The 21874-nt window shown below is 45.3% G+C and carries 21 protein-coding genes; 11 read left to right on the plus strand and 10 right to left on the minus strand.

All coding sequences use genetic code 11. The features are described 5' to 3' along the window. Positions 1 to 59: 59 nt before the first annotated feature. The 3 genes from BCT49_RS16710 to BCT49_RS16720 all read right to left on the minus strand — a co-directional run bounded on the left by BCT49_RS16710 (position 60) and on the right by BCT49_RS16720 (position 4357). The gene (locus BCT49_RS16710; RefSeq protein WP_102436752.1) at positions 60 to 1457 is read right to left on the minus strand and encodes a sodium/glutamate symporter; all 1398 of its coding nucleotides are present in this window, start codon (positions 1455 to 1457) and stop codon (positions 60 to 62) included. A gap of 178 nt (positions 1458 to 1635) precedes the next feature. Further along, positions 1636 to 2775, minus strand: a complete 1140-nt coding sequence (locus BCT49_RS16715; protein WP_004732882.1) for an epoxide hydrolase family protein — start codon at positions 2773 to 2775, stop codon at positions 1636 to 1638. A 91-nt stretch (positions 2776 to 2866) separates the two neighbouring features. After that, positions 2867 to 4357, minus strand: coding sequence for an aldehyde dehydrogenase (locus BCT49_RS16720; RefSeq protein WP_102436754.1), 1491 nt, complete (start codon positions 4355 to 4357; stop codon positions 2867 to 2869). Between the two features lie 102 nt (positions 4358 to 4459). Here BCT49_RS16720 and BCT49_RS16725 point away from each other — a divergent pair, with 102 nt between their 5' ends. After that, positions 4460 to 5365: a LysR family transcriptional regulator gene (locus tag BCT49_RS16725; protein WP_102436756.1), complete on the plus strand. Its 906-nt coding sequence runs from the start codon at positions 4460 to 4462 to the stop codon at positions 5363 to 5365. Between the two features lie 171 nt (positions 5366 to 5536). Here the strand turns inward: BCT49_RS16725 and BCT49_RS16730 are convergent, their stop codons facing one another. Then, entirely contained in the window at positions 5537 to 6865 is a 1329-nt protein-coding gene (locus BCT49_RS16730) for an anaerobic C4-dicarboxylate transporter (RefSeq protein ID WP_004732879.1), read from the minus strand. 411 nt (positions 6866 to 7276) lie between these two features. On the opposite strand from BCT49_RS16730, the gene BCT49_RS16735 reads away from it, so the two are divergent. From BCT49_RS16735 to BCT49_RS16780, 10 genes are all read left to right on the plus strand, one after another. Then, a complete protein-coding gene (locus BCT49_RS16735; RefSeq protein ID WP_102436758.1) occupies positions 7277 to 7936 on the plus strand; it encodes an HAD family hydrolase in 660 nt (219 codons plus the stop codon). A 211-nt stretch (positions 7937 to 8147) separates the two neighbouring features. Further along, positions 8148 to 8774, plus strand: coding sequence for an HD domain-containing protein (locus tag BCT49_RS16740; RefSeq protein ID WP_102436760.1), 627 nt, complete (start codon positions 8148 to 8150; stop codon positions 8772 to 8774). Positions 8775 to 8816: 42 nt separating this feature from the next. Continuing rightward, a complete protein-coding gene (locus BCT49_RS16745) occupies positions 8817 to 9332 on the plus strand; it encodes a GNAT family N-acetyltransferase (protein ID WP_102436762.1) in 516 nt (171 codons plus the stop codon). A 107-nt stretch (positions 9333 to 9439) separates the two neighbouring features. Next, on the plus strand, positions 9440 to 9970 hold the full coding sequence (locus BCT49_RS16750) for a 3-methyladenine DNA glycosylase (RefSeq protein WP_102436764.1): 531 nt from the start codon (positions 9440 to 9442) through the stop codon (positions 9968 to 9970). Positions 9971 to 10164: 194 nt separating this feature from the next. Then, on the plus strand, positions 10165 to 10899 hold the full coding sequence (locus BCT49_RS16755) for a GntR family transcriptional regulator (protein ID WP_102436766.1): 735 nt from the start codon (positions 10165 to 10167) through the stop codon (positions 10897 to 10899). Positions 10900 to 11387: 488 nt separating this feature from the next. Next, positions 11388 to 12833 carry a xanthine dehydrogenase small subunit gene (xdhA, locus tag BCT49_RS16760; RefSeq protein WP_065681067.1) on the plus strand — a complete coding sequence of 482 codons (1446 nt, stop codon included), beginning with the start codon at positions 11388 to 11390 and terminating at the stop codon, positions 12831 to 12833. Further along, positions 12826 to 15216 (plus strand): xanthine dehydrogenase molybdopterin binding subunit, encoded by a 2391-nt coding sequence (gene xdhB, locus BCT49_RS16765; protein ID WP_102436768.1) that lies wholly within the window; start codon positions 12826 to 12828, stop codon positions 15214 to 15216. The genes xdhA and xdhB overlap by 8 nt, the downstream gene beginning before the upstream one ends. 47 nt (positions 15217 to 15263) lie before the next feature. Further along, entirely contained in the window at positions 15264 to 16145 is an 882-nt protein-coding gene (gene xdhC / locus BCT49_RS16770) for a xanthine dehydrogenase accessory protein XdhC (protein ID WP_004732871.1), read from the plus strand. 59 nt (positions 16146 to 16204) lie between these two features. Continuing rightward, positions 16205 to 17539 carry a guanine deaminase gene (gene guaD, locus BCT49_RS16775; RefSeq protein ID WP_102436770.1) on the plus strand — a complete coding sequence of 445 codons (1335 nt, stop codon included), beginning with the start codon at positions 16205 to 16207 and terminating at the stop codon, positions 17537 to 17539. A 286-nt stretch (positions 17540 to 17825) separates the two neighbouring features. Beyond that, a complete protein-coding gene (locus BCT49_RS16780; protein ID WP_102436772.1) occupies positions 17826 to 18707 on the plus strand; it encodes an AEC family transporter in 882 nt (293 codons plus the stop codon). A 111-nt stretch (positions 18708 to 18818) separates the two neighbouring features. On the opposite strand, the gene BCT49_RS16785 is transcribed toward BCT49_RS16780, so the two are convergent. The 6 genes from BCT49_RS16785 to BCT49_RS16810 form a co-directional block, all read right to left on the minus strand. Beyond that, positions 18819 to 19199 carry a carboxymuconolactone decarboxylase family protein gene (locus BCT49_RS16785; RefSeq protein WP_102436774.1) on the minus strand — a complete coding sequence of 127 codons (381 nt, stop codon included), beginning with the start codon at positions 19197 to 19199 and terminating at the stop codon, positions 18819 to 18821. Between the two features lie 60 nt (positions 19200 to 19259). After that, a complete protein-coding gene (locus BCT49_RS16790; RefSeq protein WP_102436776.1) occupies positions 19260 to 19616 on the minus strand; it encodes a MerR family transcriptional regulator in 357 nt (118 codons plus the stop codon). Positions 19617 to 19659: 43 nt separating this feature from the next. Next, positions 19660 to 20178: a hypothetical protein gene (locus BCT49_RS16795; protein ID WP_102436778.1), complete on the minus strand. Its 519-nt coding sequence runs from the start codon at positions 20176 to 20178 to the stop codon at positions 19660 to 19662. 337 nt (positions 20179 to 20515) lie between these two features. Then, the gene (locus tag BCT49_RS16800; RefSeq protein WP_102436780.1) at positions 20516 to 20917 is read right to left on the minus strand and encodes a hypothetical protein; all 402 of its coding nucleotides are present in this window, start codon (positions 20915 to 20917) and stop codon (positions 20516 to 20518) included. 21 nt (positions 20918 to 20938) lie between these two features. Beyond that, complete coding sequence (locus BCT49_RS16805) at positions 20939 to 21178, minus strand: hypothetical protein (protein WP_102436782.1); 240 nt, start codon at positions 21176 to 21178, stop codon at positions 20939 to 20941. 98 nt (positions 21179 to 21276) lie between these two features. Next, positions 21277 to 21873, minus strand: coding sequence for a DJ-1/PfpI family protein (locus BCT49_RS16810; RefSeq protein WP_102436784.1), 597 nt, complete (start codon positions 21871 to 21873; stop codon positions 21277 to 21279). Position 21874: the final 1 nt, after the last annotated feature.

The raw sequence follows: 21874 nt of genomic DNA on the forward strand, positions 1-21874 counted from the left end.
CCTAAATAGGCGCTGTTTTTATTGTTAGTTTATGTCCAAATGAACTTAAACCGTTGATGCTACCAAGCTCGCTTTTTAACAAAACCAAGTAGGAACAAAGACGCAATCATCGTCACTACATAGACCGTCAATACAGGTAACATGATCGAGTTACTTGATGGAACAAATGGCAGGTTAATGTAGATAATCTGCACAATTGGCAAAATAAATATGTTCATAATTGCCAACTCAAATGCTGCAGGTGATTTGAACTCAGGATCAACAATACGTAGCAGTAATAAACCTGAAGCAACTGTACCGGTATAACAACCAAATGCCGCTAGGCCACGTTCGAACCCGTATTTAGGCATACGACGAGCAAACCACACAATTACGAAGAAACTGATCACCGACGCACAAATCGTTGTCGTTAAGAATGGGACAATGATCTGCTGGATATCGTTGATACCAATCGCTAAGAACACCGCACAAATCATGAAATCAACGGTTGTACCCGTAATACGGCGCGTCGTAGAGTTATCTAACACATGACACGATTTGACCTTTCTTAATGTCTTTCTCGTGATAACGCCAGCTAGCATGCCCCAAACATAAAGCATACCGAAGCCAAGGCCTCTAACCTTCTCAATTGACTCAGGCCAACTGAATGTCGCCCATGCCAAAGCGAAAACATAACCCGCACCGTACAGCACAAACATCACAGCAAAATGGAAAGCAAAAGTGTCGATATTCGCGCTATGAGTCGTAGATTGTGCACAAGGCTCAGAATTACCTTTACCCATGATGCCGGTTAATAACGGCTTCGGCATACTGGATAAATGCTTTTCAGATAACCAACCTTTCTTAATCGCTTGATTGGCAAATGGAATACCGATGAGTACAGCAAACAGAAAACCAGCGGCACCAAAGGCTAACCCAACTGTACTTGCGCTTTGTACGCCATATTCATTTTCCCAGATACCTCCAATAGCTTGAGCAGCTCCAGGGTTTTGTGAAAACCCTACGCTTACTAGGTAGCCGTAGCCAGTAAAGATTTCGCCCGAGGTAAGGTGCGAATAAAGTTCAAAAACAGTACGCCCAGTGATCCCTTGTATCGCGTAGATAAGACAGTAAATCAGAGCAAGCCAAAGTGCCCCACTTCTTATCCAGCTAGAGTTAGCTTTGTCAGCTTCAGGTTCATCTTGTTGGATTAAACCAATACCGATAAAACCAAACACGAACAAATGAGAAACCAACACACCAAACGCGCTGGTTGGTATCTCTTTCCAGCCTTCTTGAGTTGGCATACCTATTAAACCGAAGTTCATGAGTACAAAGCCAATCACACCACCAATCAGAGCTGAAGGAATCAGGTTTTTCTGAAAGAAGGTAACTCTTGAGCGTAGGAAAGCTGCAAAAGACAGCAATACACCGACCCAAAAAAAGGCTCCTACGTATGGAAAAAACAATGATGACATAAAATAATCCTTTATTGATCTAACACGTTTTTACTACTGCTCACTCACGCAAATACGTGTTCCTATCAGTTTCAAAGCGAGGTCTTTCCACAATAACATTCAGCGAAAAGGGAAAGATCACCGCCCAAATACAGTCCAAAAATTTACAGACAATTCAAAGTTTGTAAGTCAACCGAAGTTACATGCCGCGGAAGAATTGCTGAATATCTGCCATCAACGCCTTAGGTTGCTCCATTGCAGCAAAATGACCGCCGCGTTCCATAACCGTCCAGCTCTTGATGTTATACATTCGTTCTGAGTATTTCCTCGGAGGCCACGCCAGTGTCTCTTTCGGAAACAGTGCGGCTCCTGTCGGTACCTCTACACGACTACCGTTTTCACCTAATATACGACCGCCTTCTTCACGGCGTCCGTAGTAGATCCAAGTGGAAGAGTTGAAAGTCCCTGTCGCCACATAGATCATGATGTTGGTTAACATCTCATCTTTGCTGTGAACGCTTTCAATGTCCCCATCGTCTAGATCCGACCATGAGTAAAACTTCTCAACTATCCAAGCTGCAATCGCAACTGGGTTATCTTGCATAGCGTAACTTAGTGTCTGTGGGCGTGTTGCTTGCAAAGTTCGATAGCCATCCTCCATAACAGATTCACTATCTACGCGATCTGACCATGCTTGCTCTTCTTCATCTTGAGGGCCATCAATATGACGCATCGTCGGGAAGTTGATGTGGATCGCTTTACAGTGGTCGGCATAATCGTGACCCAGCCAGCTACAAATCGCGCTTCCCCAGTCCCCACCTTGTGCCAGATAATCATCGTAACCAAGTACATCAGTCATTAAGCTGTTGAGTACCTTAGCCATAGCTCTTGGTCCCATTGGTCTTTCTGGTCGGTCAGAGAAACCAAAACCGGGCAGAGAAGGAACAATAAGATCAAACGCATCTTCTGCTTTGCCGCCAAACAACTCAGGAAAAGCAAGAGGTTCAAGCAAATCAAGAAACTCAGCAACAGAACCGGGCCAACCGTGACTAATAAGTAGAGGGCGAGGTTCTACAGAGCTGCCGCGGATATGGATATAGTGAATATTCATCCCATCAACTGAAGCCGTAAATTGCGAGAACTTATTCATTTTTCGTTCTTGTTCACGCCAATCAAACTCGTTCACCCAGTAGTCACACAACTCCTTGAGGTATTTGATATTCGTACCGTAATCCCAACCACCGTCGTCAGGCATATAACCCCATTGGTACTCAGCAACATTTTTTCTAATGTTGAACAAAATATCATCACTCAGGTTAACCTCAAATGGTTTAATCATAAAATCGTCCCTTTAATTTATGGCTGCGATATGTCGCCATCATCCTCGATATAACGACATATGCATCAGTTCTTATATTTTGTATTAATGGCTATTTGTTTACATACCAGATAGTTTTCGTCTGTTGGTATTGGTCAAATGCTTCAACACCATTGTCTTTACCGCCAAATCCTGACTGCTTAAAGCCACCGAAAGGAGTGCTGATATCCCCTTCAGAAAAACCATTAATCGAGATAGTGCCAGCATTCACAGCTGCCGCTGCGCGTTGAGCACGGTAGATGTCAGAGGTGTAAATCGAGGCTGCTAAGCCGTAATCAGTATCATTGGCAAGCTTGAGTGCTTCTTCTTCGGTATCAAAGGCCGTTACCGCTAGAATCGGACCAAAGATTTCTTCTTTGAAGATGCTCATCTCCGCAGTCACATCACTAAAAATGGTTGGCTCAACAAACAGGCCGACCTCATCAGAGGCTGTACCGCCATAAACCAATTGCGCGCCTTCGCTTTTAGCCTTATCTAGATAGCTTTTCACTTTGTCGAAGTGTTTTTGTTCAATCATTGGGCCAACAATAGTGTCAGCCTGAGTTGGGTCGCCCATCTTCCAATCTCGCATTTTCGTGATCATTTTTTCGATAATTTGGTCGCGAATAGTACGCTCAACAATTAAACGAGAACCACAACTGCAGTTTTCACCCATGTTCCAAAATGCAGCGTTTAGCATGTCATCGATGAAAGCATCCATATCAGGGATGTCTGAGAAAACGATTTGAGGAGATTTACCACCGCACTCCAAAACGATCTCTTTTAAATTACTTTGTGCGGAATACTCTAAGAACTTACGACCAACTTCAGTTGACCCAGTAAAAGAAATCATGTCGATATCATTGTGCAAACCTAACGGTTGGCCTGTGTCTTCACCATGGCCAGTGACCATGAGAAGCGCCGATTCAGGGATGCCCGCTTGGTGTGCTAATTCAACCATGCGATACGTGCTCAATGATGTTTGCTCTGCAGGTTTTACAATCACAGAGTTACCCGTTGCTAATGCAGGGCCAGCTTTGAATGCAAACATCAACGCAGGGAAGTTCCAAGGTAGTACAGCTCCCACAACACCAATCGGCTCTTTGACAATGAGCCCCATCGCATCACCATTGGTTGGTGAAACCTTACCGAACTGCTTATCTACTGCTTCTGCGTACCATTTAATAAGTGAAATAGTTTCTGGAATATCAGTTTCAAGACACTCAGCGATAGGTTTACCAGCTTCAACACAATCGAGTGCTGCTAACTCTTCGGCATGCTTTTCAAGCAGTGCAACCCACTTGTACATCACGTCTTTACGCTCCGCTGGGTTCAAATTAGACCACTCGCCTTTATTGAATCCCTCACGAGCTGCACTCACAGCTAAATTAACGATTTCTGGACTACCAGATTCAATTGCACCAATGACAGATTTGTTATGTGGAGCAATAGTAGGAAAAGACAACTCACGATTTACAGAGTGGTCAGGAATCAAATGACCTGCCCATAGTTCACCCTGTTCGGCCAAAGAAAAAATATCTGCTGCGACGAGTACATTGTTCATTAATCATTCTCTTTTTAATTTAATGTTTCCAGAATGTTAATAATTTGATAGATTCCCGTAAAGCATCAGAAAGATATATCTTGATACCTTTTAGGAATGAGTATGAGTTTGAATTATGAAATCCGGCATCTAAAACACTTCTTTGCATTGGCGGAGGAATTGAATTTTCGAAGAGCTGCAGAGAAGCTCAACATCGCTCAGCCAGCGTTATCGAGATCATTACAAAAACTCGAATCTGACCTAGGAGTAATTCTTTTTATTCGAACCACTCGCCTCGTAGAATTGACTGACGCAGGAAAAGCATTTCATGCGGGAGCACACCAAGCCTTTCTATCGCTAATCGATGCAGAAAAGAGTGCGATGCGCGTGAAGATAGGGGAAGAAGGGTCATTGAGAATTGGCTATACGAACTTTGCGATTACAGGTCAATTGCCTCAACTTCTAAAGGCATTCAAAGATTCTTACCCTTTGATTCGACTAGAACTTATGCATCAGTTTTCAGCCGACCAAATTGAGTCTCTAGAAAAAGAACGTTTAGATTTTGGCTTCATTACTGGTCCATTAATCTATAAAGGCATCACGTCATTTCCTTTTCAGCAAGACCCACTCATCGCCATCGTTCCAGACTCTCATCCACTGTCACATAAACCATCTATAGACCTTATCGATCTAAGACATGAGTCGTTTATTTTAGGAAATACCAATAACTGGACTCATTTTTTCAAGATCATTAAAAGAGTGTGTCGCAATGCTGGATTCATGCCCAATATTGTAGAGGAGGCTTACGATACCGAAGCCATTTTAGGCTTAGTCAGCTCTGGGTTTGGTATCAGCTTACATGCAGGAACGGTTAAGAATTACTATCGAAAAGGCGTCAAGATCATCGATATCAACGATCATCTCGACACAATCAGTACAGAGTTGATTACATTCAATCCTGCTCAGAGTCCGATCAAAAAGATCTTCTTCGATTTTGCTAGATCATATAGTAAAGGCCTAAAAAGTTAGCATCAGCTACTATTGATTCGTTAACCACTTTCACTTAACCAAAGTTAGTAAGGTTAGTTAACGGCAGAGCGAACTGCAGGGATTTCCAATACAAAAACAGCGCCAATTCAGGCGCTGTTTTTCGTTTCTTATCTCGCTATCGCTAGTTTAATTAAGCGACCGAAAGCTAGATTAAGCGATAAAAATCTGTGCCAGTGCGTAACCTAAGCAACATGCGCCGACTACACCGATTAAACCGACCGACATGAATGAGTGGTTGAAGTACCACTTACCAATCTTGGTGGTGCCAGATACATCGAAGTTCACTGTTGCGATATCTGATGGGTAGTTCGGGATGAAGAAGTAGCCGTACACCGCTGGCATTAAGCCGATAAGCAGTGCTGGGTCTAATCCTAAGCCAAGACCAACAGGTAACATCATACGTGCAGTCGCAGCCTGAGAGTTCACCACAACCGATACAATGAATAGCGCTAGTGCGAACGTCCATGGGTAATTAGTTACCATTTCCACGATGCCCGATTTAAACTGAGGCATTGCGTATTGGAAGTAGGTATCCGACATCCAAGCGATACCGAAGATAGCGATCGCTGCCACCATACCGGATTTGAATACCACACCATTTGGCACATCACGTGGGTCAGTTTTGGTCGCCAGCAAGATGATACCGCCGAAGCAGAGCATCATCATTTGGATGATCACCGACATCTTGATTGGTTTGTCGCCGTCTACGATGGTTCTGATCTCTGGCACCATCGCCACGATAACAATCACGACAATTGAAAGTAGGAAAATCAATACCGCATTACGAGCAGAAGTTGGCAGTACTTCATCCAAAGAAGTCGCGGTGGTGCTTTCGATGCGTTTTTTCCACTCAGGATCTTTTAGACGCGCTTGGTATTCAGGATCGTCGTTCAGTTCTTTACCACGTTTCAAGCTATACAAAGAAAGCAAAAGTGTGCCGAACAACGTTGCAGGAACCGTCACCATCAAAATGGAAAGCAGAGTAATCGAGTGTTGGATATCTGAAAGTTGCGCTAGGTAATAGACCACTGCTGCCGAGATTGGAGATGCCGTAATAGCCAATTGAGACGCCACCGATGCAGCCGCCATTGGGCGTTCAGGACGAATACCATTCTTCAATGCCACATCACCGATGATAGGCATGATTGAGTAAACCGCGTGGCCAGTACCCAATAGGAATGTCATCGAGTAGGTAACAAACGGTGCTATCAGGGTGACGCGTTTCGGGTTCTTTCTCAGCACCCTTTCCGCGACTTGCAACATGTATTTCAAGCCACCAGCCGCTTCGAGGATCGAAGCACATGTTACCACGGCGAGGATGATCAACATTACGGTGACAGGTGGAGACGTTGGTGGCATCTTGAAGACAAACACCTCGATAACCAAACCAATCCCAGAAACAACACCTAAGCCGATACCGCCATACCGAGACCCGATATAAAGTACGACTAATAAAAATAGAAACTCAAAATACAACATAAGCAACCTTGCTAAAAATGTGGACTAATTATATTTTGTCCGTAAGTTCAGCCTTTTACTTATTGCTTGGTCACACTCTGATTGCAGGCTTCCGTTAATTGTTTTTTATAAGATTATGGTCACGCTAACCGGCTTGTAAGTTTATGAAATGTAATAAGAAGCCAGACCCGAAACCTAGACTTGTTATGTGGAATAATCATAATTGTTTCTGTTAGATCTGTATCGCCTATAAAACACTAAACTCATAACTGAACGATATTATTTCAGATAAAACCAATCACAACTCAAGTCACTCACGAGCATATTACCAAGACAATTCGGCATATTCTTACTGAACACTGACTCGCCTATCTCCAGGCACTATGTCAAAATACTCGCCCTCACGAAGACAACACAGAAAGAACCACGTATATGAATTTTCAAGCTGCTATTTTTGATATGGATGGACTGCTGCTCGACACCGAGCGACTTTGTATGCAGGTTTTTGAGGAAGCATGTCACGCACAAGGTGTTCCGTTTTTGCAGGATGTTTACCTAGGCATCATCGGCTGTAACGCAAAAACCATCGAACAGATCTTTAGAAATGGCTACGGTGAAAATCTAGACTACCCAGCACTGAACAACGAATGGCGCACCCGTTACAGTGCGATTGTTAAAAACCAAGCAATCCCAGTAAAAGATGGGGTGATTGAGCTACTTGAATGGCTAAAGTCGAATGACATTCCAATCGCGGTGGCGACGTCAACTCAGCTTGATATCGCGAAGAAGAAGCTTGAGCTGGCTGGCCTAGATTCGTATTTCACCTCACTAAGCACAGGCTGCGAAGTGACTCACGGCAAGCCTCACCCAGAGATTTACTTGCTGGCGGCTGAGCGCCTAGGTGTTGCGCCTGAAACTTGTCTCGCGTTTGAAGATTCAAACAACGGCATTCGCGCTTCTATGGCAGCCAAAATGATCAGCTTCCAGATTCCTGATTTAGTAGAGCCATGTGACGAAGTAAAAGCGCTTGGACACACCATCAGCCCGTCGCTGCATCATGTGTTGGCGCAGCTGCAACAAGCTGCAGCTTAGGCTCTCACTACCGTTGGTAATGCTTTTATCTGTCTCGTCCTAAAATACGTAGACAAGCCTCTCTATTAAGCCGACTCACAGAGTCGGTTTTTTTGTTGGTATTCCTTTTATAAAAGATAAAAACTCGCGCTTGAAACTGTTACAGTCGATGTGAAATAAATGCCAGGTGATCAACAAAATTGTTAACGTCTACATATGGAGAAAGAGACACGTGATAGAAAAGTTTGAAAGCCAACTGCTTGATTTTGCAAAGCAAGAGATGACACAAGATGCCGCGCACGACATCAGCCACATCAAACGCGTAATCAAAACCGCCAAAGCTTTGTGTGCTCAAGAACAGGCTAAGCTTGAGGTCGTTCTACCCGCCGCTTACCTTCACGATTGCTTCACCTTTCCTAAGAATCACCCAGACAGAGCCAAAAGCTCACAAATGGCGGCAGACAAGGCTATCTCTTTCCTCAAATCTATCGACTATCCCGTGTCCTATTTTGATGAGATCCATCATGCCATTGTCACGCACAGCTACAGCGCTAACATCACGCCAGAAACCTTAGAAGCACAGATCGTCCAAGATGCGGATCGACTAGATTCTCTCGGTGCGATTGGCATTGCACGCTGTCTGTACGTAGGTCAGAGCTTTAACGCAGAACTCTATAACCACGAAGACCCATTCGCTGAACATCGTGACTTGGATGACAAGCATTACAGTGTCGACCATTTCTACGTAAAGCTATTCAAGCTGGCGGAAACCATGAATACAGAATCCGCCAAGTTAGAGGCCAACAAGCGCACCGACTACATGCGTGGCTTTCTTGAGCAGCTGGGCTCGGAAGTTTAGCGGCTTAGAAAAAGAATCAGGCAATAAGGAAGAGAGAAAGATATGGAAATAAACCGCTTTAAAGCGTCCGATGCCGACGAGATCGTCACTTGGTTCACATCCCTAGAAGACTACGTACTGTGGGGCGGCCGAACATTTGGTTGGCCGTTAAAAGCCGCTTCGATCATCGAACGTTCTCAAGAGCCACAGGTCGAGCTGTATACCTTCTCTGAATCTAGTCCACTATCTGAGCCGAGTTCGAGCAGCAATAACACAGAGCTGATCGGGTTTATGGAGTTTCAACGTATGTCAGACAGTGAACTTCGTTTCTGCCGAGTCGCGATTCACCCAAACCAACGAAGCAAAGGGCTTGGGCAATCCATGATAGAGAGTGCATTAGAAGCAGCGAAACAAATACCAGATGTCACCACCATTAGCTTAGCGGTCTTTCAACAGAATATCGGTGCAAAACGTTGCTACGACAAAGCAGGCTTTCAAGTGGTAGACAAAGAACCACGCGTCAAAGAATTCAATGGTAAAACATGGCCCTTGTATCAAATGGAATTAAAGCTCTGCTAGCATGTTTTACTCGGCTCGATCGTTTTAATTAACAGAATGATTTTAATTGCCAGGTTTGACCCCATATCATTAAGCATTGGCTACACAGATGTAATTTGGAACCTTCAATGACCCAAGAAAAATTCGACACCATTTATCAACGTGCGGCTCACCGTAAAGGCGGAGCGGCTGAACTCGAAAAGATTGTTCGTGCGCCTCTTTCACAAGCTGAGTTGTCACAAATCACAGACGACCGTTGGTTGGCCGCCTTTACTGAAAAGGTATTCCAATGTGGTATTTCGTGGAATGTGGTAAGAAAGAAGTGGCCGCAATTTGAAGAAGTGTTCTTTGAATTCAATATCGAAAAAATGCTGATGCTGCCAAATGAAATGTGGGATTACCTGAAAAAACACGGTAAGCGACTAGGCGGTAATACTGGCGCTTACACCTTACGCCAAATGGGCAAAGACACCTTTATCCTATCTTCTGACGTTGAAGCGCATTTGCGCAGTACCGATGTGGTCGATAGTGGTCGTAACACCAAGCGAGCACAACTGGCAGCGGGTAAAGCCTTCAACGAATGGCAACAGCAATCAGGTCGTAGCTTAAGCGAAATAAGCCAGATCGTTGCGTACAGCTGCGGTGATAATCGCGTCTAGTTTTAGGGCGAATGACTTAAAGCTCTAGATTGCACACAGTTCACTGCAAACTAAATGTTATAAGTCATTAACAAATAAGCGTGCATCGCACTTTCATCCGGTGGCATTGTATAGATAAATGTATACAATATAGAGTAACTCTCATGAATTATTCTCGACTTACCCAACTCGACTAAACAAGGGCCCTTATCTCTATGACAGCTCTCAAAAATTCTGTCTCCAAAGGTGTAAAAACGAAAGTAACAGGCCAGACTCAAGACGATGTTGTTTACTGCCATATCTTCGACGCGATATTAGAACAAAGGCTGCCACCAGCCACCAAATTAAGCGAAGAAGCGCTAGCAGAAATCTTTAGCGTTAGCCGCACCATCATCCGTCGTGCCTTGCTGCGTCTCTCTTTAGAACAAGTTGTGGTGATCCGTCCAAACCGAGGCGCAATGATTGCTGCACCGACTGTGGATGAAGCTAAGCAAATATTTAAAGCACGTGAAGTGATGGAAATTGCTATCACTGAGCTAGCCGTTAAAAACGCAACTAAAGCTCAAATCGAAGAGTGCAGAAAATTAGTCGCGAAAGAGAACTGCGCTTTCGACCAAGGTGATTACGGCTCTGGCTTACGTTTGTCTGGAGAATTCCACATCAAACTGGCTGAAATGGCAGAGAACGCACCACTGCTGGCTTTCCAACGCAGTTTAGTATCGCAAACCTCACTTCTGATCGCTCAATACGAAACTGGCAACCACTCGAACTGCTCTCTAGACGAACATTCGGGATTGCTTGATGCGATTGAGTCTGGCAACGAACAACAAGCGGTAGAATTGATGCACGAGCACCTAAGTCACATTCGCTCTAAGCTCAACCTAGACAGCAGCACCGCATCGAGCGATCTGCATGTCGTGTTCTCAGATCTGCTTAAGAGTAAATCTTAGTCGAACAGACTATTTACACCCACTGTTCACAATTTTCGGTTAACGACCATTTGTTAACAGCTTTTTGTTAACAAAACAGGAGAGAAGTAAGCCTTCGCGCTTATTTCTCTTTTTTTATGTCCTTATTCTTCATCTCTTGCTTAAAAACTGACACCAACCTTACTGAAACCCTTACCAAACCAAGGTTGAGCGTTAATACTTGTCGGGATAATCCAGCCTCACCTCTTACCATAAAGCACTTCATAGCACCTCGTTATTTTGTATACATAGAACCAAAATCATTCACACCATCAAACTTAATCATTTCCAAGTAACCCTATATAAAACAAAGAACTAAAATAAAATATAAATTGTATACAATCCCAACCAAAGACCCTTTGTTGCATTTTTGTAAATAAATAGTTGACCACAGGGTCAGGATGGATAATTATTGACCTAGAAGTCAAAAAGAATACACATGGAAATATGTCGATTTACAAGGAGGTCTCTTGATTACTTTTTTGCTCAATCAGGAAATAAGACGTGAAGATAATCTGTCGCCAAATATGACAGTGCTCAACTACCTTCGTACCAAGGTTAATAAAACGGGTACCAAAGAAGGTTGTGGGTCGGGTGACTGTGGTGCATGTACGGTAGTTCTTGGTGAAGTGGTTGATGGACAATTGCAATACCGCTCGGTGAACTCTTGCCTTACGTTCGTTTCAGCGCTGCATGGCAAGCAACTGATCACCGTAGAAGATCTACAAAACCGAGATCGCTCTTTGCACCCCGTGCAGAAAGCGGTGGTGGATTTTCACGGTTCACAGTGTGGTTACTGCACGCCAGGCTTCATCATGTCGATGTTTGCCCTAGGCAAGAACAAACCCGATGCGAGCAAAGAAGACGTCATGGAATCACTGGCGGGTAACCTATGTCGCTGTACTGGCTACCGACCAATTGTTGATGCTGCGATGTCGCTTTCAACAGACCAACCTTTGATCGACCAATTTGCTGAGCTTGAACGCAACACCATCAAGAAGCTAGAAGGTATTCAAGACACCGAAGCCAACTTACGCCTTGGTCACCTCACCGCTTTTTCCCCGAAAAGCACTGATGAGCTGGCCAAGCTTTTTCAAGCACATCCGAACGCTAAACTGGTTGCTGGCGGTACGGATTTAGCACTGGAAGTGACGCAATTCCATCGCGAGATTGAAACACTGATCAGCGTAAACCTTGTTGAAGACATGAAGGTATGCGAAGAGACAGACACTGACTTAATCATTGGTGCCAACCTGCCTATCAGTGACTCTTACGCACTACTGAAAAAACACTACCCAGATTTTGGTGAGCTACTGCACCGCTTTGCGTCACTGCAAGTACGTAACCAAGGCACCATTGGCGGTAATGTTGCCAACGCTTCACCTATCGGTGATACCCCTCCTCTGCTGATTGCTCTCGACGCGAAGATCAAACTTCGTTGTGGTGACGAGTCACGCACCATGCCGATTGAAGATTACTTCATCAGCTACAAAGTGACGGCGCAGAAAGAGAGTGAATTCATTGAACAGATCATCATTCCTAAGCCAACCAACGACAGCTTCCGAGCTTACAAAGTGTCGAAACGTTTAGACGACGACATCTCTGCGGTGTGTGGTGCGTTTGATATTCAAATTGAAGATGGCAAGGTTTCTTACGCTCGTATCGCTTTCGGCGGTATGGCAGCAACGCCTAAGCGTGCAACTCGTTGTGAAAATACGTTATTAGGCAAACCGTGGACAGACGCTAATATTAAGTTAGCGATGCAGGAACTGTATAACGACTTTGAGCCGCTATCTGATTTCCGTGCAAGCCAAGAGTACCGTTCATTGTCGGCAGCAAATATGTTGCGTCGCTACTTCATTGAACGACAGAACAAAAACAACCAAATCGAAACAAGGGTAACGTCTTATGTCTAAATCACACGAGCATGCGATGACCCACGAAGAGATGGTTACCATTGCAAAACAAGACCTAAAAACTGGCGTAGGTAAAAGCGTTAAACACGACAGTGCAGCCAAGCAAGTAACGGGCGAAGCGGTATACATTGATGACCGCCTAGAGTTCCCAAATCAGCTGCACGTCTACGCACGCCTGAGCACTCAAGCACACGCGAACATCACCAAGATAGATTTATCACCATGTTACGAATTCGAAGGCGTGGCGATTGCCATTCAAGCCAAAGACGTACCGGGTGAGCTAGATATCGGTGCCATCCTTCCAGGAGACCCACTGCTTGCCGACGGCAAAGTAGAATACTACGGGCAACCTGTGATTGCGGTAGCAGCCAACGATTTAGAAACCGCACGCAAAGCCGCACATGCTGCGATTATTGAATACGAAGAGCTACCAGCGATTCTTGATGTAAAAGAAGCGTTGGCAAAAGAGCACTTCGTGACAGAAAGCCACACTCAACAGCGTGGTGACTCGAAAGCCGCACTGGCAAAAGCAAAACACGTAATCTCTGGCGACCTAGAGATCGGCGGCCAAGAACACTTCTACCTAGAAACCCAAATCAGTAGCGTAATGCCAACCGAAGATGGCGGCATGATCGTGTATACCTCAACTCAAAACCCGACCGAAGTTCAAAAGCTGGTTGCGGAAGTGATTGGCGTACCGATGCACAAAGTCGTGATTGACATGCGCCGTATGGGTGGTGGTTTCGGTGGTAAAGAGACTCAAGCGGCCTCTCCTGCGTGTATGGCAGCTGTGATTGCCCACCTTACAGGCCGACCTACCAAAATGCGTCTGCTGCGTAATGAAGACATGCAGCAAACCGGTAAACGCCACCCGTTCTACAATCAATACACAGTCGGTTTTGACGACAATGGTGTGATTCAAGGTGCCGACATTACCGTTGCTGGTAACTGTGGCTACTCGCCAGACTTATCAAGTTCTATTGTCGACCGTGCTATGTTCCACTCAGACAACGCTTATTACCTAGGCGATGCAACTGTGGTCGGTCACCGATGCAAAACCAATACAGCATCGAACACCGCTTATCGTGGCTTTGGTGGCCCGCAAGGCATGATGACCATTGAACACATCATGGACGAGATTGCGCGTTACCTGAAAAAAGATCCTTTGGAAGTACGTAAGGCGAATTACTACGGCGAAGAAGGCCGTAACGTGACCCATTACTACCAAACCGTTGAAGACAACTTTTTACCTGAGATAACCGAACAGCTTGAACGCAGCAGTAACTATCACGCACGTCGTAAAGAAATCGCTGAGTTCAACAAGCAAAGCCCTATATTGAAGAAAGGCCTAGCTATCACACCAGTGAAATTCGGCATCTCGTTTACTGCGACTTTCTTGAACCAAGCAGGTGCGCTCATCCATATCTACACCGATGGCAGTATTCATTTGAATCACGGTGGTACGGAAATGGGGCAAGGCTTGAACATCAAAGTGGCACAAATCGTTGCACAGGAGTTCCAAGTCGATGTCGAACGTATCCAGATCACCGCTACAAACACAGACAAAGTTCCGAACACATCACCAACCGCAGCCTCATCGGGCACCGACCTCAACGGTAAGGCCGCGCAAAACGCCGCAATGACCATTAAGCAGCGCCTGATCGACTTCGCTTCTTCGCACTTCAAAGTGTGGCCTGAAGAAGTGATATTTAAGAACGGCATGGTGCAGATCCGCGATGAGATCATGACCTTCAACTCGTTTGTTGAGCTGGCTTGGTTTAACCAAATTTCGCTGTCGAGCACTGGCTTCTACCGCACTCCAAAGATCTATTACGATCACGAGAAAGCACGCGGTCGCCCGTTCTACTACTACGCGTATGGCGCCTCTTGCTCGGAAGTTATCATCGATACTCTAACGGGCGAAAACAAGATTCTGCGTGTTGATATCCTGCATGACGTGGGCGCTTCATTGAACCCAGCGATTGATATAGGCCAAGTCGAAGGTGGCTTTGTGCAAGGTGTCGGTTGGTTAACCACGGAAGAGTTGGTTTGGAACCAGCAAGGCCGCTTAATGACCAATGGCCCAGCGAGCTACAAGATCCCTGCGATTGCTGATATGCCAATTGATTTCAGAACACACCTTTTAGAAAACCGTAACAACCCAGAAGACACCGTCTTCAACTCGAAAGCCGTGGGTGAACCGCCTTTCATGTTGGGTATGTCGGTATGGAGCGCACTGAAAGATGCCATTAGCTATGTCGCTGTCGATGGCGCGATTCCTAAGCTCAACACACCTGCAACGCCAGAACGCATTCTGATGGCGATTCAGGAAGTGACTGAAACGACTCCGACCTCGGTCGATGCTCAATCAGAAACGGCTTAGGGCGTAATAAACAGCTAGGGAAGCACAGAAGGGATTTAGGAGGACGTATGTTTAAGGATAATTGGATTCACGAACTGGCAAAACTGGAAGAGAACTACGAGCCATGTGTGATGGTGACCGTACTCGAAGACAGAGGCTCAGTGCCACGTGATGCGGGTACCAAGATGCTTGTCACTCGTGACCGAATCATCGCTACGATTGGTGGTGGTCACCTTGAACATGTGGCCACTAAAATGGCGCGTGAAATGCTGATTGCCAGTGAAAAATCGCTCAAAGTGGAACGCTTTAACCTAGGGGCTCGTTTAGGCCAATGTTGTGGCGGAATGGCAACATTAAGCTTTGAACCGATTGGCACTCAACAGAATCACCTTGTGTTGTTTGGTGCAGGCCATGTGGCAAAGGCGCTGCTGCACATTGTTGCGACCCTGCCCTTCCGTGTGACCTGGATTGATGAACGCGAAGAAGTATTCCCTGAAACGCTGCCACACGGTGTGAAAAAGCTTGTCTCAGACGATCCAGTCGGCGAAGTAAAACACATGCCGCCGAACAGCTATTACCTAGTGATGACCCACAACCACCAGCTTGATTTCGATTTAACCAAAGCCATCATCGACCGTGAAGACAGCCGTTACTTTGGCATGATTGGTTCTCTGACTAAGCGCAAGAAGTTCGACTTCCGCTTAGAGCAACGCGGCTATAGCCAAGAGCAAATTGAAACCATGCTTTGCCCGATTGGCATTAGTGCGGTGAATGGCAAACATCCTGCGGAAATTGCGGTATCGGTTGCAGGTGAACTGATCGCACACTATCAAGGCCAAGCGCTTGAACAAAAGCGCCCAACCAAACAATATCGAAATCAGGATTTGACCGATCAACACAGTCAACCAAGCGACGTAGGCGAACCACCATTGGAAGAGAAGATCGCCTAATAAAAGTCGCAAAGCTTCAGTGGCCATAACGTCGCTGAAGTCATTAAAAGGAAGTAAACATGACAACGCAACGCAAAGCTTATCGCGCCAGCATTTTACACAGCGTAGCCGACCCAAAAGACGTCGGTATCGATGAGTCTTACGACTATTTTGAAGACGGTGTTTTAGTGGTTGAGAACGGCCATGTCGTCGACTTAGGCACTGCCGATGAGGTATTGGCTCGCCAACCTAAAACACTCGAAGTAAAAGAATACAAAGACAAGCTGATCACCTCTGGCTTTATTGATACGCACATCCACTACCCTCAAACAGGGATGATCGCGTCTTACGGTGAGCAGCTTCTTGATTGGTTAGAAAACTACACCTTCCCAGAAGAAAAACGCTTCAAAAACCCAGTTTACGCACACAAAGTGGCGAAGCTATTCCTAGATGAATTAGCAAGTAACGGTACTACCACGGCACTCGTATTCGGTACCGTACACAAAGAGTCGGTCAACGTATTCTTTGAAGAGGCTGAGAAACGTAACCTACGCATGATCGCGGGTAAGGTACTGATGGATCGCAATGCGCCAGACTACCTCACCGACACACCAGAATCTGGCTATGCCGATTCAAAAGAGCTGATCGAAAAGTGGCACAAGCGCGGTCGTTTGCACTATGCCGTAACGCCTCGCTTCGCGCCAACCAGCACACCAGAACAACTCGAAACAGTAGGTAAACTGCTAGAAGAATATCCTGATGTGTACATGCACACGCACCTTTCAGAAAACAAGAAAGAGATCGACTGGGTATTAGAACTATTCCCTGAACGCGACAGCTATTTGGATGTGTATGACCACTATGGTCTACTGCACAAACGCTCCGTATTCGCCCACGGTATTCACTTATCAGATTGCGAATGTAAACGCCTGGCAGATACCGATTCAGCAATCGCTTTCTGCCCAACTTCGAACCTGTTCTTAGGCTCTGGCCTGTTCAAGCTGCCAAAAATGGAAGAACACGGCATTCGCGTAGGAATGGGTACCGATGTGGGCGCAGGCACTAGCTTTTCAATTCTGCAAACCATGAGCGAAGCCTACAAAATCATGCAGCTTCAGCAAGAGAAACTGCACCCCGTTAAATCGCTATTTTTAGCGACATTAGGTGGCGCACGTTCTCTGCATTTAGAAGACAAGATCGGTAACTTGGAAGTGGGTAAAGAAGCGGATTTCGTGGTGTTGGATCTTCATGCCACACAATTGATGCGCTTTAGAATGGAACAAGCCACCAAGCTTGAAGAAAAACTGTTTGTATTGATGAGCTTGGGTGACGACAGAACTGTCAGCGAGACTTACATCTACGGCGAAAAAGCTTATGACGTGAATTTCAAAGATTACAAAAAGCTCGTTAGCTAGACTTAAAACCGAGTAACAATCGCTAGACAGCGACAGCCGTCGTTAATTAAAAATCCGTCCAGATTTATCTAGCCTTTAAAGACCAGTTGCTGATGCCACTGGTCTTTTTTGTGCTTCATTCAAAGAAATATAAATTAACCGCTCACAGACAACGATCTTCGGTGACGCCAAGTCATTATATTGATAGGTTAATGTTTATACATATCGATTTCATACTTCACTTTAGCGTCTCCTCGAACATTCGTTTCTCAGCTAAATGGAAGCACTCAATCTAGAAAGGAATTCTATGTTCGAACAGGTCGTCAGCATTCTGTTTCCCGTTTTTGCTTTAGCCAGTGCTGGCTTTGCGGTCGGCCGTTGGCTCAAACCCGATTTCAAGCCAATCAATCGCATCAACATGGATGTTTGTATTCCTGCTTTGGTGTTTGCATCGCTGACCACCATGCCCCTCGATACCGAGCAACTACCATTGATTTCAGCCTCTTTGGTCGCAGTGTTAGTGCCCGCACTGTTGATGATTCCGATCTGTAAGATCTTTAAACTCAACTTCAAAGCCTGGGCTCCGCCACACATGTTCCGTAACAGTGGTAACCTCGCGATTCCCCTATTCACCTATACCTTTGGCGAGAGCGCATTAGCCCCTGCGGTATTGCTGTTTGTGGTATCGGCATGCGTGCACATTAGTGTTGGTTTGGCTTTGCTAAGTGATGGCAACCCGATCAAACAGATCCTCAAAATGCCGATATTCTTAGCCGCCGCATTAGCGATGACGTTCAACTTATCTGGCATTGCAGTGTGGAATCCAATCTACGAAGCCACATCACTACTTGGGCAAGCAGCCGTGCCAATCATGTTGCTCTCGTTGGGTTCGCAAATGGTCAACTTGAGACTGAGCGGATTAAAGGTCGGTTTGTTGTGCACGGCTCAATCGCTGTTTACTGGCGCCATCGCCTTTACCATCATCTACTTCTTTATCCCACTGCCAACGCTGCACTTACAAATGATGGTGCTGTTCACCATGCTGCCACCCGCCGTGATGAACTACCTGTTCGCAGAAAGGTTCAATGTAGAGCCACCTAAGGTCGCGTCTATGGTGCTATTCGGCAACTTCCTGAGCGTGGTTACCTTGCCGATCTTGCTGTCGTTCGCGCTGTCTTTGTCGTCTTAAAGAACCACGAACCTTCAGGTTTACGACCCGAAAAACTTAGCCAATCAATAAAAAGGGAGCGCAGCTTAGCAAAGTTGGCGCTCCCTTTTCAGACTATATTTTCTATTTATCTTAGGCTGTGTTTCTCTCAGCAAGCACTTCCTTAAAAGCAAACATGCCATTAAGTGCCGAAGGGAACCCCGCATAGACCGACATCTGCAATATCACTTCTTTGATCTCTTCTTCGCTGCAACCGACATTAAGCGCTGCATTCAAATGCACCTTAAGCTGAGGCGCACAATTGCCAAGTGCAGTGAGAGCTGCCACGGTAGCAATCTCTCGCGATTTTAAATCCAAACCGGGGCGCGAATAGATGTCACCGAAGGGATATTCGATAGTATATTTGGCAAGATCAGGGCAGATGTCTTGCAGGCTTTCGATAACCTGCCGCCCTGCTTCTCCGTCGATGTAATTAAGTCTTTCTAAGCCAGTTTCAAAACGTGATTGATTCATAGGTTTGTTCCTGTTTTTATGATTTACAGGGACACCTTACAAGTTAGAGTCAACTCTAAGTCAACGGACTTTTCCATCTCGATACAAACTAATTTTTTGCTCTAGCGCAGCCAGATGCTTTTGCTGTTCTTCAATATGGGAACGCAAATTCTGTTGATGTTGTTCAAGCAACACTTGCCGCTGTGAGGCCGATTCTGGCCCTAACTCCCTTAGCTTTGCGTATTCCAGAATTTCATCCAGTGGCATCGCAGTGTCTTTCAACCGCTTCACAAACTCAATCCAAGTAACGTCTTTCGATGTATAGACTCGATGACCGCTGCTGTTCCGTTGAATATTTTTCAACAAGCCGATTTTTTCATAGTAGCGAAGCGTATGGGCAGATAAGCCCACTAACCGAGAAAACTCACTCACATTCATTACTTCACCTTTTCTATCTGGGTATAAGTACGAGGAACTCAAACTATGCGCACTTATCTAATTTGAGCTCTGCGGTGACTTTCGTCAAACGCAACGCAATCGCAAAACACACTAAGTAAGGACTCACATACCAGAAGATGCTTTCTAGTGGCTGCTTCACCTGCGCTTCTCTGGTTTTAATGTATTGGTTCTTTTGCTTTTCATACTGACTCAGCATGCCACTCACCCACACGGCATCGCTTTCCACCAGCGATACGCTAGGCGCAGGAACCGTAAAATCGGCTGCGTTGGGCAACAGAGTGAAATCGACATCTTTAAAAGTGATGGCTGTATCCAAATACCACAAACACGCCTCATGGTGCTGGCCATGAGTGTCTAAAGACGGCTGGCCTGTACAGATGTCGCTTCTTAATTTATCCAAAGAGAACTGCTGAATCGACTCTAAAATAGTGACAGCTCTGATTTGTTCTGTCTCGACCCAATCACCAGCCACCGACGCACGAATCTCAGACACTGCCCCCAGCATGCCGATACCCGCTAGCAGCGGCCATAAATAATCCATAAGCTTCCATTTGCGTCGGCTCAAATTGAACCCACACCAAATTGGAACATGTAAGATGAGCGTTAGCACTAGTGATAGCAAAACAAAATTCAAGGAGCTAGAGAGCATGAGTTCGCTATCGAAGAAGTTCTTCATAATGAGAGACTTGCCTGTATAACAAAGAGAAATTTGATACTAGGTTCGATATTAGAAAAGAGTGTAAGGGGAAAGTAAAAACAGCACCAACAATTGGCGTTAGCGCTGTTTATTTGAGCATGTAGTTACCGATGGTAGGGCTTAACCACTCGTTACTCAGCGATTGCTGTATTGTTCACGATACACAAGGAGCTAAAGGCTCTTATGCGGCAGACTTTAGATAGATACCGACTTCTCTTAGCTGCGCTTTAATATCTAGCATTTGGACGTGAGACAACACTAATTGGATCAAATTAAATACTGCCACCGCAAACATCAAACCTGCGACGTAGCCAGACCATACTTGTTGGTCTACCTGATACAGTGTATTGAACGAAAGAGCGAAGAAAATGAGACTGGAAAAACCAGCAGCATATTCATTGCAGTTGTAGACGTATGAACGCGTAACGTAATCGTATTTAATCTTAACCTTTCCAGCGGCTCTGCCTAGTTTAAGATTAAGAACATTCCCGCTCACTTCATATTCCAGCCCGTTAATCGAAGCAATATCCTGAACTTTCTCAAGCATGTCTTTTTTGTCCATATTATTTTGAATACTCTCCATGGTCACACTCTATTCCGCTGCCTAAAAACTATTAAATACACCAATTGCCAAAAGAAGGAGTGCGATACTAATCGCCCCGATATAAGAGATTCTGGTTCGCTCTTTTTCAGTAGGAGTCAATGAGGGGAAGCGTCCTAATGTGAATACTTTACAAACTATCCAGCCAGAACCGTAACCAATAAATTCGATCACGAGCGACTGAAACATATATCTAAAGAATGCGCTTAACGCCCTAAAATACGCGACTATCACCTCTTCCATTTTCTGTCCTAATTAAAGTCAATTTGGAACAGAAAATGCCATGGGTAGAGATTCATATCAAGTTTCTTATACAGGACTGCGCACGCAATGAATCAATTTTAAACATAAGTGCTTACTATCGACATGCAATGATTCACAGAGTCTTCTTTCTCACCAACAGGCGCAACATAGTGAATTGCAGCTTCGGCATGTGCTTGATCTGCAAGTTTACTGATAACCCATGCAGCTAGATATTTGGATGACAAGCAGCCACCGGCTGTAGCAATGTTACCTTCAGCATAAAACGGCTGATCCAACACAGTCACGCCGGATTCAATTACCCATGGCTTCGTTGTTAAATCAGTACAGGCTGGAACTTGATTCAGCAATCCCATTACCGACATTAACAAAGTCCCTGAACATTGACCGCCAATCAATTGTGTTTGTGGGTTAAGGTTTAACCTTGAGAGTAATTTAGAGTCTTGGGCAATATCGCGGGTCAACATGCCACTACCGAACAACACCGCATCAGCAGTATTGGCAAACTCCAGAGGTTGCTGAGATTGAATTGTGACTCCATTCATTGAAGTCACTGATTCTGTGGGGCTAGTGATCTGCACATTCCAGCCAAACTCTTTCATTCGATTCAAAATACCCGCGGCGATGAAAGAATCCAGCTCGTTAAATCCATCAAATGTTAGTACGGCAATATCCATA

The sequence above is a fragment of the Vibrio lentus genome (assembly GCF_002875945.1).
In the GTDB taxonomy this organism is placed as follows: Bacteria; Pseudomonadota; Gammaproteobacteria; order Enterobacterales; family Vibrionaceae; genus Vibrio; species Vibrio apostichopi.